At 66.3% G+C, this 12,184-nt stretch carries 13 protein-coding genes; 6 read left to right on the top strand and 7 right to left on the bottom strand.

Annotated elements, in window-relative coordinates; all coding sequences use genetic code 11:
- Positions 1-127 precede the first annotated feature (127 nt).
- The 3 genes from B4F51_RS20145 to B4F51_RS20155 are packed head-to-tail and all read right to left on the bottom strand — an operon-like array spanning position 128 to position 2,897.
- Positions 128-1,657 (bottom strand): ammonium transporter, encoded by a 1,530-nt coding sequence (locus tag B4F51_RS20145; RefSeq protein ID WP_296228441.1) that lies wholly within the window; start codon positions 1,655-1,657, stop codon positions 128-130.
- 30 nt (positions 1,658-1,687) lie between these two features.
- Complete coding sequence (locus B4F51_RS20150) at positions 1,688-2,026, bottom strand: P-II family nitrogen regulator (protein WP_004637070.1); 339 nt, start codon at positions 2,024-2,026, stop codon at positions 1,688-1,690.
- Between the two features lie 52 nt (positions 2,027-2,078).
- Positions 2,079-2,897 carry a TorF family putative porin gene (locus B4F51_RS20155; RefSeq protein ID WP_296228442.1) on the bottom strand — a complete coding sequence of 273 codons (819 nt, stop codon included), beginning with the start codon at positions 2,895-2,897 and terminating at the stop codon, positions 2,079-2,081.
- A 530-nt stretch (positions 2,898-3,427) separates the two neighbouring features.
- Here B4F51_RS20155 and B4F51_RS20160 point away from each other — a divergent pair.
- The 3 genes from B4F51_RS20160 (at position 3,428) to B4F51_RS20170 (ending at position 6,117) form a co-directional block, all read left to right on the top strand.
- Complete coding sequence (locus B4F51_RS20160; RefSeq protein ID WP_296228444.1) at positions 3,428-3,691, top strand: accessory factor UbiK family protein; 264 nt, start codon at positions 3,428-3,430, stop codon at positions 3,689-3,691.
- 161 nt (positions 3,692-3,852) lie between these two features.
- Positions 3,853-4,368: a DUF1269 domain-containing protein gene (locus B4F51_RS20165; RefSeq protein ID WP_296228446.1), complete on the top strand. Its 516-nt coding sequence runs from the start codon at positions 3,853-3,855 to the stop codon at positions 4,366-4,368.
- 216 nt (positions 4,369-4,584) lie between these two features.
- Positions 4,585-6,117: a YifB family Mg chelatase-like AAA ATPase gene (locus B4F51_RS20170; RefSeq protein ID WP_296228447.1), complete on the top strand. Its 1,533-nt coding sequence runs from the start codon at positions 4,585-4,587 to the stop codon at positions 6,115-6,117.
- Here B4F51_RS20170 and B4F51_RS20175 read toward each other — a convergent pair.
- Complete coding sequence (locus B4F51_RS20175; protein WP_296228448.1) at positions 6,114-6,611, bottom strand: MarR family winged helix-turn-helix transcriptional regulator; 498 nt, start codon at positions 6,609-6,611, stop codon at positions 6,114-6,116. The two genes, B4F51_RS20170 and B4F51_RS20175, sit on opposite strands and share 4 nt — an antisense overlap.
- 168 nt (positions 6,612-6,779) lie before the next feature.
- On the opposite strand from B4F51_RS20175, the gene B4F51_RS20180 reads away from it, so the two are divergent.
- A complete protein-coding gene (locus tag B4F51_RS20180) occupies positions 6,780-8,207 on the top strand; it encodes an MFS transporter (RefSeq protein ID WP_296228449.1) in 1,428 nt (475 codons plus the stop codon).
- 17 nt (positions 8,208-8,224) lie between these two features.
- On the opposite strand, the gene B4F51_RS20185 is transcribed toward B4F51_RS20180, so the two are convergent.
- A complete protein-coding gene (locus tag B4F51_RS20185; protein ID WP_296228450.1) occupies positions 8,225-8,878 on the bottom strand; it encodes a LysE family transporter in 654 nt (217 codons plus the stop codon).
- A 75-nt stretch (positions 8,879-8,953) separates the two neighbouring features.
- The gene (locus B4F51_RS20190; protein WP_296228452.1) at positions 8,954-9,535 is read right to left on the bottom strand and encodes a hypothetical protein; all 582 of its coding nucleotides are present in this window, start codon (positions 9,533-9,535) and stop codon (positions 8,954-8,956) included.
- A gap of 85 nt (positions 9,536-9,620) precedes the next feature.
- Between B4F51_RS20190 and B4F51_RS20195 the strand changes: the two genes are divergently transcribed.
- Positions 9,621-10,136 (top strand): O-acetyl-ADP-ribose deacetylase, encoded by a 516-nt coding sequence (locus tag B4F51_RS20195; protein WP_296228454.1) that lies wholly within the window; start codon positions 9,621-9,623, stop codon positions 10,134-10,136.
- A gap of 101 nt (positions 10,137-10,237) precedes the next feature.
- Positions 10,238-10,789, top strand: a complete 552-nt coding sequence (locus B4F51_RS20200; protein WP_296228456.1) for a TlpA disulfide reductase family protein — start codon at positions 10,238-10,240, stop codon at positions 10,787-10,789.
- Between the two features lie 74 nt (positions 10,790-10,863).
- Here the strand turns inward: B4F51_RS20200 and B4F51_RS20205 are convergent, their stop codons facing one another.
- Positions 10,864-12,180: a sigma-54-dependent transcriptional regulator gene (locus B4F51_RS20205; RefSeq protein ID WP_296228458.1), complete on the bottom strand. Its 1,317-nt coding sequence runs from the start codon at positions 12,178-12,180 to the stop codon at positions 10,864-10,866.
- Positions 12,181-12,184 lie beyond the last annotated feature (4 nt).

The following is a 12,184-nucleotide window of genomic DNA, read 5'->3' on the forward strand; positions in this document are numbered from 1 at the left end:
GTTTTTAAGATCGGAATTAAGGGCAGACGGCCCGCTCGCGGCATCCGACGGGCACTCGATCGTTTGAAACCGGGGGCAACAAAAAACCCGACACGCAGCCGGGTCTTTTGCGGGATCGGGCAGACGATCAGTCTTCGTAGGCGGTTTCGCCGTGGGACGTGATATCCAGACCTTCGCGCTCCTCTTCTTCCGGCACGCGCAGGCCGATGATCGCGTCGACGATCTTGTACGAGATGAAGGCCACCACGCTCGACCAGATGATCGTGGTCAGCACGCCCTGGAGCTGGATCCACAACTGGCCGCCGATCGAGTAGCCGTCAGCCACCTTGTTGGCGACGTAGTCGTAGATGCCGGTGCCGCCCAGGCTCGGCGAGGCGAACACGCCGGTCAGCAGCGCGCCGAGGATACCGCCCACGCCGTGCACGCCGAACACGTCCAGCGTGTCGTCCATGCCCAGCATGCGCTTGAGGCCGTTCACGCCCCACAGGCACAGCAGGCCGGCGATGATGCCGAGCGCGATCGAACCCATCGGGCCGACAAAGCCGGCAGCCGGGGTGATCGCGACCAAGCCAGCCACGGCACCCGATGCGGCACCCAGCATCGACGGCTTGCTCTTGCCGATCCACTCGCCAAGGCTCCACGACAGCACAGCGGCGGCGGTGGCCAGCAGCGTGTTGACGAAGGCCAGTGCCGCGCTACCGTTGGCTTCCAGGGCCGAACCCGCGTTGAAGCCGAACCAGCCGAACCACAGCAGCGAGGCGCCGATCATGGTCATCGTCAGGCTGTGCGGCTTGAGCGCTTCACGGCCAAAGCCGATGCGCTTGCCGAACAGGAAGGCACCCACCAGACCCGCCACGGCGGCGTTGATGTGCACCACGGTACCGCCGGCAAAGTCCAGCGCACCCTTCTGGAACAGCCAGCCCGACTTGGCCGTCATCACTTCAGCGGCCTTAGCGTCGGTAAAGCCGTCCGGACCCGGCCAGAACCAGACCATGTGGGCGATCGGCAGGTAGCTGAAGGTGAACCACAGCACCACGAACAGCAGCACGGCAGAGAACTTCGCACGCTCCGCGAAAGCGCCGATGATCAGCGCGCAGGTGATCGCGGCGAACGCGCCCTGGAAGGCGAAGTACGCGAACTCCGGCACCACCACACCCTTGCTGAAGGTGGCGGCCACCGAATCCGGCGTCATGCCCTTCAGGAACAGGCGATCAAGCCCGCCGAAGAATGCGTTGCCCTCGGTGAAGGCGAAGCTGTAGCCGTAGACGGCCCACAGGATGATGACGAGCGCGAAGATGCCCGTACATTGCATCAGCACCGACAGCATATTCTTCTTGCGCACCAGACCGCCGTAGAACAGCGCCAGGCCCGGCAGCGTCATCAGAATCACGAACGCGGTGGAGACCAGCAGCCAGGCCGTGTCGCCCTTGTTGGGCACCGGCGTAGCCGCAGCCGGTGCCGCAGCGGCGGCCGGCGCGGCGGTAGCGGCCGCAGCCGGAGCAGCGGCGGCGTCGGATGCCGGAGCCGCAGCGGCGGCTGGTGCCGACGCTTCGGCAGCCGGCTTGTCCTGCGCCATGGCAGGCGCCGACATCACGGCGCCTGCGAGCACCGCAACGACGGCCCCCGCCGTCAGGAATCGTGTGAACCAGGTTTTCATGTTTTGACCTCTTCCTTGGCTGATTGGGGCTTATAGGGCGTCGCCGCCGGTCTCGCCGGTGCGGATGCGGATGACTTGTTCGACGTCGGCCACGAAGATCTTGCCGTCGCCGATCTTGCCGGTGCGCGCGGATTTTTCGATGGCTTCAACGGCGCGCTCGACCACGTCGTCGGGCACGGCCACTTCGATCTTCACTTTAGGCAGGAAGTCGACGATGTACTCTGCGCCGCGGTAGAGCTCGGTGTGACCCTTCTGGCGCCCGAAGCCCTTGACTTCCGTGACGGTGATGCCCGACACCCCCACTTCTGACAGCGCCTCGCGGACCTCGTCGAGCTTGAAGGGCTTGATGATGGCCATGATGAGTTTCATGCTGGATTCCTCCTCGGACGGCAGCGCCTGGGGGCGCCGCCGCGCATCATTGTTAGAAAGTCTTGGTAACCGACAGCAGGGCCGTGGCCTTGCCCATGTAGTTGCCGCGTGTGTTGGTGTAGAACACGCGCGAAGCGTTGGTATCGATGTAGGCCAGCGACGCCGTCCAGCCGCTGCCGAAATCCTTCGTCACGCCGACCTTCCAGTCGGTGTACGAGGCGCGCACGGCCTGGTGCGGCACCTGCTGGTAGCCGACGTGCAGGTTCAGTGTCAGGCCCCAGAAGCCGGTGTCGAAGTTGCCCGACAGATCGAAGTACTGGCTGTGGTGCGAATCGGGCGTGCCGAACAGGTTCGAGAACGCGTGCGAGTACTTGAACGTGACCGGGCCGTAGCCGATCTGCGCGTAGCCTTCCGTCGTGTGCGGACGCGTAAAGCCGTCGGGATAGCTGCCTGGGTAGTAGTACTGCAGCACGCCCACGTCGATGGGCACGTCCTTGATGATCTCGGTCTTGTAGCCGCCGTAGAAGTCCATCTCGATTGGCGCGGAGACATTCGAGTTGGAATCGCTGAGCCAGCTGATCGACGAGTTCCAGTTGCCGATATAGAAGCCCTCGGGTAGCACGCCGCCCGGAATCGCGTAGTCGAAGCCGCCCTGAATGGCGGGCTTATTGTTGGTCTGCATGATGCCGCGATAGCGATACTGGCTGGCCAGCGTGACATTGGCGGTCAGCGCGGGCGCCGGAGCAGGCGCGGCGGCAGGTGCATCGGCCGCCGGTGCGGCAGGCGCAGTCTGGGCAATAGCGGATTGACCCATACCGGCAGCGGCACCGGTCAGCAACACCACACTGGCTGCGTACGCGAATTTCTTCATAACGGCTCCCCCCTTTAGAAGACGTGCAGAACGTGGAAAAAAAGTCGCACCTGTTCTGCAAGCGTCATGCCATGTCGAGGTAGTGAAGTTCGAGGACATCCTCAACCGGAGGGCTACGCCAGCCTGGGGACTCCCAGGCATATAAATTGGGGACAGATCATCCGGCGTGGCGTTTTCCGCCCGCCAACGGTTGCCGCAGGCTGCTTGGTCGAAAACCATCGCGGGCAGTCACAGCGCGATGAAAACCGTGTGATAGAGTGAATTCAACGCCGTGCCGCAAGGTGTCGGCACGCGCCGGCCCTGGTGGACGTGAAATCTGTCCCCGTTTGGATGGCAACGGCAATGCCGCATCGCAGCGAGGGTTGCTGGATTTTGTGTCGCTGGAGCCGCCCAGCCGGTAGACTCCCGGGCTGCGGCACCGAAACCACGCGCCTTGTGCGTGGCTGCGCACCACCGTACGGCAATTTCAACGCACTAATCTGGTGCGTGCACCGCCCCGGCGCAGACAGCACGACCCACGGAGCATTCCAATGAAACCCACCGATCTCTTTACCGACTTCCAGAGCCGCGTGACCGAGGCGCTGCGCAACTCGCCGGCCGCCGACATCGAGAAGAATGTGCGCGCGATGATGACCCAGGGCTTCTCCAAGCTCGACCTGGTCACGCGCGAGGAATTCGACGTGCAGTCGCAGGTGTTGGCACGCACGCGAGCACGCCTGGAAGAGCTGGAACGCCGCGTGGCCGCGCTTGAAGCGCAGTTGGGCACCCCAGCCCCCGCAGACGCCGAACGCTGAGCGGATCGCCCCGGCGCCACGCCGTGTGAAAGCCCGCGCCCCTGCTGTGCGGGCTGCGGCACCCATGCTGCAACGCACAGCAAAAACCGCCTTGTTGCGGTCGGCGAACTGATCTAGAACGTCCTTAAGACGCACGCGCAACCGCGCTTGAGGAGAAGATCATGCAGCATCGCCTCTACTTTCTCTTGCCGGACGTCGCCAGCGCCCGGCGTGTCATGAACGACCTCCTGCTGGCGCGCATCGCCGAGCGCCACATCCACTTCGTCGCCAAGGAAGGCGCCGACCTCACCGGCCTGCACGCGGCCAACCTGCTGCAGACCTCCGACATCGTCCACGCCACCCAGAACGGGCTAGTGATCGGCGGAGGCGCCGGCGTCATCGCTGGTGTGGTCGCGGCGCTGTTTCCGGTGATCGGGGAAGGGCCGCAGTGGGGGATGATCGGCATCACGACCGTGGTCGGCGCGCTATTTGGCGCGTGGGCTTCGAGCATGATCGGCAGTTCGGTGCCGAACAGCCGGCTCAAACCTTTCAAGAAGGCGGTGGAGGAGGATGGGCAGATCCTGCTGATGGTGGATGTGCCGCGCTCGCGTGTGTCCGAAATGCGTGCGCTGCTGCAGAACACGCATCCGGAAGGCCGCTTCAGCGGCGAAGAACGCGCCATGCCCGCGTTCCCTTGATCCAGGCATCGGCCAACAGTGGCCGACAACGAGACCGGAGCCCAGCGCTCCGGTTTTTTTTTGCGCCTGCGCGATCGTCAAATTTGGATGCATGCAGGCATGATGACGCGACGTGGCTGGCACAGTGACGGGCTCTTCTCCCGCCACACACTGTCACGCCATGCTCCGATTGCTCTCCCCCCGCCCTGACTGTGAACGCTGCCGGAGGGCTGCGCCATGAGCCTCGCCGTATTGCGCTCGCGCGCGCTGTCGGGCATCGATGCACCGGCCGTGTCGGTAGAGGTTCATCTGGCCAACGGCCTGCCATCGTTCACCATCGTCGGCCTGCCCGACACCGAAGTGAAGGAGAGCAAGGACCGCGTGCGCGCGGCCATCCAGAACAGCCGTTTCGAGTTTCCGGCGCGGCGCATCACCGTCAATCTGGCGCCGGCGGATTTGCCCAAGGAGTCCGGCCGCTTCGATCTGCCGATCGCGCTGGGCATCTTGGCGGCAAGCCGGCAGATTCCGCACACGCATCTGGATGCGCATGAGTTTGCCGGCGAGCTGTCGCTCTCGGGCGACCTGCGGCCGATTCGCGGCGCGCTGGCGATGGCGTATGCGCTGTCGCTGAACGCCGCACCCGCGAATGGTGAAGCACCGCTCGCCCGCGCCTTCGTGCTGCCCGCCGAAAACGCCGCAGAAGCCGCACTCGTGAGCGGCACCAAAGTCCTGCCCGCGCGCACGCTCATCGAGGTTTGCGAGCACCTGAGCGCGCCCGACCGCAAGCTGGCGCCGGCACTGCCAGCACCCGTCGATGCCGTCATCCGCTATCCCGACCTGGCCGACGTGCGTGGCCAGCCGCAGGCGCGGCGCGCGCTGGAAGTGGCGGCGGCGGGCGGCCATTCGATGCTGATGATCGGCCCGCCCGGCACCGGCAAGTCGATGCTGGCGCAACGCTTTCCCGGCTTGCTGCCCAACATGAGCGACGATGAGGCGCTCTCCGCGGCCGCCGTGATGAGCCTGACCACGCGCGGCTTCGATGCGCGGCGCTGGAAGGTACGGCCATTCCGCTCGCCGCATCACACGGCATCCGCCGTGGCGATGGTGGGCGGCGGCAACACACCAAGGCCTGGCGAGATCTCGCTGGCCCATCAGGGCGTCTTGTTCCTCGATGAGCTTCCCGAGTTCGAACGCCGCGTCCTCGAAGTCCTGCGCGAGCCGCTGGAGACCGGCCACATCACCATCTCGCGCGCAGCACATCAGACCGACTTCCCCGCCAGCTTCCAGCTCATTGCTGCGATGAACCCGTGCCCTTGCGGCTATCGCGGCCACCCGTTACGCGCGTGCCGCTGCACGCCGGACCAGGTGGAGCGCTACCAGGCACGCATCTCCGGCCCGCTGCTCGACCGCATCGACGTGCAGATCGAGGTGCCGACGCCCACGCAGGAAGAATTGCTCGACGGCCCGCCGGGCGAACCGACCGTTAATGTGGCCGAGCGCGTGGCCGCCGCGCATGCGCGACAACTGGCGCGGCAAGGCAAGCGCAACGCGCTGCTGGCCGGCCACGAGATCGACCTCCACTGCGCCCGCACCGATGCCGCCGACGGCCTGCTGCGTCACGCAATGACGCGTTTCTCATGGTCCGCCCGTGCCTACGCGCGCGTGCTCAAGCTCGCCCGCACCATCGCCGACCTGGCCGGCGACGAGCAGATCGACGCGGTGCACGTGGGCGAGGCGATCCAGTATCGGCGTGGGGTGAAGGCGGATTAGCTCTCGTCCGCGCGCTGTCCGTCAATCAGCTTCCCCAACAGCTTCGCCAACTGCCGCTGCTCCGCCGCCGTCAGCGCGGACAGCACGGCGCGCTGGTTTTCCACATGCGCGCCGACCACCTCGTCGATGAGCGCAAACCCCGCCCTGGTGAGGGCGACGAGCGTGCCGCGCCCGTCTTCGGGATTCGGGCGGCGCTCAACCCAACCGGCCTGCTGCAAGCGATCGATACGGTTGGTCATGCCGCCCGAGGACATCATTGCTGCATCGTACAGAGCGGTGGGCGTGAGCGCATACGGCGCACCGCTGCGGCGCAGGGTGGCGAGCACGTCGAACTCGCCGGGCTGCAGGCCATACTCAGCAAACAGCGGATTCAGTCGTTCGCGCGCGATGACGAGCGCCGCCTCGCCCAGGCGCCCGAGCAGCAGCATCGGGCTGACGTCCAAGTCCGGGCGTTCGCGGTTCCATTGTTCGACGGCCAGGCGGGCGCGGTCCATTCTCCCTTCCTCCAGCGGTGGTTATCTTGACGTCGAGATAACTCGTTTTTATCTTGACGCCAAGATAGTGCGATACCGATCCAGCGGATGCAAGCGGGCTGTCACAGCGTGGTGCACCCGCGCATCTTCGAGATTGCACTGAACCCCTTTGCTGGAGCACAAGACAAGATGAATCCAACCTCGATCACCGCGGACGAAGCCTCCTGGCTCGACCTGTTCCGCGGCGCCAACGCGCTGCGCGTGCTGGTGCTGGCCGCTGGCGTAGCGTTGCACGCCATCAATCTTTACCTGACCACGACCATCCTGCCGAGCGTGGTCGACGACATCGGCGGCGTGACCTTCTATGCGTGGAACACGACGCTGTTCATCGTCGCGTCGATCACGGGCGCAGCGGTGACCGCGCAGGTGATCCAGCATGCCGGGCCGTGCGGCGCCTACCTGCTGGGGGCGGCGGTGTTCGGTGGCGGCTCGGCGCTGTGCGCACTGGCGCCGACGATGCCGGTGCTGCTGATCGGGCGCGTGCTGCAGGGGCTCGGCGGCGGCGTGCTGCTGTCGGCGCCGTATGTGCTGATGCGCAGCGTGCTGCCCGAGCCGCTGTGGTCGCGTGCGCTGGCCCTGCTTTCGGGCATGTGGGGTATCGCCACATTGCTGGGGCCAGCGGTGGGCGGCGTGTTTGCGCAGTACGCAACGTGGCGGCTGGCGTTCTGGTCGTTGGTGGCGTTGATCGGTCTGGCAGCCGCGGCGGCCGCGGTGGTGCTCAAACCCGCGTCTGCGCGAGCAGAGCAACCGACGCCCCTGCCGGCGCGCCAGCTCGTGCTGCTGGCGGTCGCCGTGGTCGCGGCATCGTGGAGCAGCGTCAGCACCACGCCGTGGCTCGGCGCACTCGGCCTGATCGCGGCGGCGGCCACGATGCTGGCGATCCGCCGTGTCGAGATGCGCTCATCACGCCGCATCCTGCCGGCCGATGCGTACACGGGCCGCACGGCGCTCGCAGCACTGTACGGCGTGTCTGCATTGCTGGCGGTGACGGTCACCTGCACGGAGATCTTCGTGCCGCTGTTCCTGCAGCGGCTGCATGGGCAAAGCCCGTTGATTGCCGGCTACATCGCGGCGACGGCCTCGGCTGGCTGGACGCTCGGCGCCATCCTGAGCGCCACGCTGCGCGAATCGTCCGCCACGCGCATGATTCGCGCGGCGCCGTGGGCGTGCGCGCTCGGCCTGCTGATGTTGGCGAGACTGGTGCCGATGGGCGCGGGCCATGCGTGGATGACCGGGCTCATCATCGTCGCGCTGACGCTGGTGGGGCTGGGTGTGGGCGTGGCGTGGCCGCATCTGGCCAATCGCATCATGACGGCGGCGGCGGCCGAAGACCACGACCGCGCGTCGGCGTCGATCGTGACGGTGCAACTGGTGGCGACCGCATTGGGGGCAGCACTGGGCGGGGTGGTGCTCAACACGCTGGGCGCGGCGGGCCCGGCGCCCGATCTGGGGGCGGCGTCGCGCTGGTTGTTCCTGCTGTTTGCAGTGGCGCCGTTGGGGGCGCTGGTGATTGCGCGCGCGGGGCTCGGCACACGGCTGGCCCCGTCGGCGCGATAGCGGAAGTGGCGGTGCGGTCAGGCGGTCTGCCGCTTCACGAAGAACAGCGCGGCACCGATACTCATCAGCATGCCGCCGAAGAAGCGGCTCTGCCAGCGCAGCGCGCGCGGGTTGCGGAACAGGCGCTGCGCACGCGAGGCCAGCAGCGCATAGCCGTGCATGACGATCAGATCGACGAACACCATCGTCACCGCCAGGATGCCAAGCTGCGGCATCAGCGGCTTGGCCGGATCGATGAACTGCGGCAGCACCGCCACCATGAAGAGGATGCCCTTCGGATTCGTCAGGTTGGTTAGCAGCCCGACCAGGAAGCGCTTGCGCGCGCCGCTGCCCGACACCCGAGGCGACACGTTCGCGGGCTCGCCTTCAACCGGCTTGTGGATCTGGATGGGCGTGCGCCACTGCACGATGCCCAGGTAGATCAGATACAGCGCGCCGACGATCTTGATGGCCGTGAAGGCGTGCTCGGACGCCACCAGCAGCGCCCCCAGCCCTGCACCCGCGATAAACAGGATCACCACGATGCCGAGTTCCAGCCCCGCAATCGTGATCGACGTGCGGCGCACGCCATACGTGAGACCGTGGCTCATGCACAGGATCGCGCCCGACCCCGGCGAGATGGCGATCACCCAGGCGGCCAGGAAAAAGGCCAGCCAGACTTGCAACGTCATGATGGTTCCCCGTGATGTGATGAGGTAAAGCGGAAAACGACGATTGTGCACCGGCTGCCGCCACTGTGCTCGACCCTAATACGGATGGAAGCTGGCGAGGAATTGCTCGACCTGCTCCTGCTGGCGCGCATCCCGCGCAGCATCGCCCGATTCCAGCACGACGGCCTGATACGCATGCTTGCCCGTGGCGACCACGCGAGCGGTCAGACGGCGCGGCGCGGGGTCATCGCCGCCCGCGCCCTGGGCAATCAACTCCACCGCCGGCAAGGACAACGGCGGCTGCGCGGCCGTCTTTACGGCGATGTCGTGCACGGCCACCTTGCCCTTCAGGTTGGCAGACAAGCCGGCACGCAGTGCGTCAACGGCATGCTGGCGCCAGACCGGATCGTCCGCCGGCAACTCCACCACGCCGATGGCGAACAGCGTGCCGTCAATGCTGGCGGCCTGCATCGTCATCGGCAGACGCTGGCCGTTGACGGTGATTGGGCGAGCCTCGGTCGTGGGCTTGGCAGGGTAGTCCACCGCATAGGCCCCTTCGTCGGAATGCACTGTGCGCCAGTCGTACTTGGGCGAGCAGGCCATCAACAGCGCACACGCCACTACGCCCAAGCCCACTCGCCAACCGCCCTTTGCTGTGACTGCCACGCCGCCTCCCATGTTGTTCTGCCCGGTTATTCTGCCCGTTCATCAGCGGGCTATTATCGGACAGAGACTGTCTGCCACGTCTGCCGGAAAACATGTCATGCCGCCCGCGACTATCACCCTGCGTGCCCTGCACGCTGATATCACCACGCTCGATTGCGACGCCATCGTCAACGCCGCCAACAGCTCGCTGCTGGGCGGCGGCGGCGTGGATGGCGCCATCCACCGCGCGGCCGGGCCGGCATTGCTTGAGGCCTGCCGCGCACTCCACGGCTGCCGCACCGGCGAGGCCAAACTCACGCCGGGCTTCCTGCTGCCCGCACGCTACATCATTCACACGGTCGGGCCGATCTGGCGCGGCGGCCGGCAGGACGAGGCGGCGTTGCTGGCCGCGTGCTACCGCAACAGCCTGGAACTCGCCCGCGAGTACGACGTGCGCACCCTCGCGTTTCCGTGCATCAGCACCGGCGTCTACGGCTTTCCGCCACAACTGGCCGCGCCGATTGCCGTGCACACCGCACGCGAGCACGGCGCGGGCTTGGACGAGATCCTTTTCTGCTGCTTCTCCGCAGCCGACCTGGCGCTGTACGAGACCGCACTTGCAAACGGAAAGTGATTCACACATCGCAAGAGGCGGAATGTCGCAACCTGCCTGCGGGGTTGGCGCGGCCGGCCTACAATAGGCATTTGTTTCCCCTTTCCGGAGCCGTCGCCGACATGGCCTCGACCCTGACTTCCTCCGCTGCCGCCACGCCCGCTGCCTCTGGCCGCCGCTGGCTGCTGTCCGTGATCGTGCTGGTGCTGGCTGCGGCCGGCTGGTTCGGTTGGCGCGCGTTCTCGCCGTCGCAACAGGTGCCGACCGCCACCTTCACGCTGCTCGATGGGCAGAAGCTCTCGACGCAAGACTTGAAGGGCAAGGTGTACCTCGTCAACTTCTGGGCCACGAGCTGCGCGACTTGCATCAAGGAAATGCCCAACATGATCCAGGCATACAACAAGTACAAGGGTCAGGGCCTGGAGTATGTGGCCGTGGCAATGAGCTACGACGCGCCGATGTACGTGATGAATTTCAGCCAGACGCGCCAGCTGCCCTTCAAGGTGGCGATGGATGCCGACGGCACTGCCGCCAAGGCGTTCGGCGACGTGCAGCTCACGCCCACCACTTTCCTGGTTGACCGCGACGGACGCATTCTCAAGCGCTACGTTGGCGAGCCGGAGTGGGCGTCGTTCGATGCGCTGCTCAAGGACACGCTGGGCAAGCAGGCCTGAGCGATTCCGCCCGTCCATGAAAAAACGCCCGGTCGACGCCGGGCGTTTTTGTTTTCTGCGGCAGAGACCGCTACCTACAACCCATACCGCTTGATCTTGTCGTACAGGGTGGCGCGGCCCACCTGCAGGATGTCCGCGGCCTGATGCACCGAGCCGCCCGTGCGCGCCAGCGTCTCGGCAATCACCGTGCGCTCGTAGCGCTCGATACGTTCCTTGAGCGGCATGCCGTCTTCCGAGGCGTCGGTCACCACCGGCGTGCGGCCAACGCCGAGCACCAGTCGGTCGGCCGCATTGCGCAGCTCGCGCACATTGCCGGGCCAATTCGATTGCATCAACTCGTGGCGCTGACGCTCGGCCAGCATCGGCAGCGGGCGCTGATAGCGCACGGCGGCTTCGAGCAGGAAGTGCTCGAATAGCGGGATGATATCTTCGCGGCGCTCGCGCAACGGCGGCAAATCGATGGTGACGACGTTCAAGCGGTAATACAGGTCGCGCCGGAAGCCGCCCGCTTCGATCAGCGCTTCCATATCGCCCTTGGCGGCGGCCACGATGCGCACGTCGATGCGCACCGAGGTGTTCGAACCGAGGCGCTCCAGCATGCCCTCCTGCAGCACACGCAGCAGCTTGACCTGCAGCGCGACCGGCATGCTCTCGATCTCGTCGAGAAACAGCGTGCCGCCCGAGGCGTGTTCCAGCTTGCCGATGCGCCGCTTGCCCGCGCCTGTGAAGGCGCCGGCTTCGTGGCCGAACATCTCGCTCTCGAAGATCGACTCCGGCACGGCCCCGCAGTTGAGCGCGATGAACGGCTTGTCATGGCGCGGCGACAGCATGTGCAGGCTGCGCGCGACCAGTTCCTTGCCGGTGCCGGTCTCACCGTTGATGAGCACCGGGGCATCGGTGGCGGCCACGTTGTCGATCAGCGCGCGCACGGCGGCCATCGCCGGCGAGCGTCCAATGATGCGCGTGCCCGCCGCCGGCCCGGCCAGCTCGCGGCGCAGCGCGCGGTTTTCCAATTCCAGCGCACGGCGTTCGACGGCGCGGCGCACGGTCTCGGTCAGGCGCTCGGCAGGGAACGGTTTTTCAATGAAGTCGAACGCGCCGTCGCGCATCGCCTGCACGGCCATGGTGATGTCGCCGTGGCCGGTAACAAGCACCACCGGAATGCCGGTGCCGAACGACTGGCAGTGTGCGAGCACGTCCAGACCGCTTGCGCCAGGCAGGCGCAGATCGCTCACCACCACACCGGGAAAGTTCGCGTCGATCTTGCCGACCGCCTCTTCGGCGCTACCGAACGCCTGCACGTTGAAGCCGGCCAGCTCCAGGCTCTGCGCGGTGGCTTGGCGCACCGGCGGATCGTCTTCGATGAAGAGAACGTTCAAGCCTTCGGACATAGTC

This window comes from Ralstonia sp. UBA689, assembly GCF_002298975.1.
Taxonomy (GTDB): domain Bacteria; phylum Pseudomonadota; class Gammaproteobacteria; order Burkholderiales; family Burkholderiaceae; genus Ralstonia.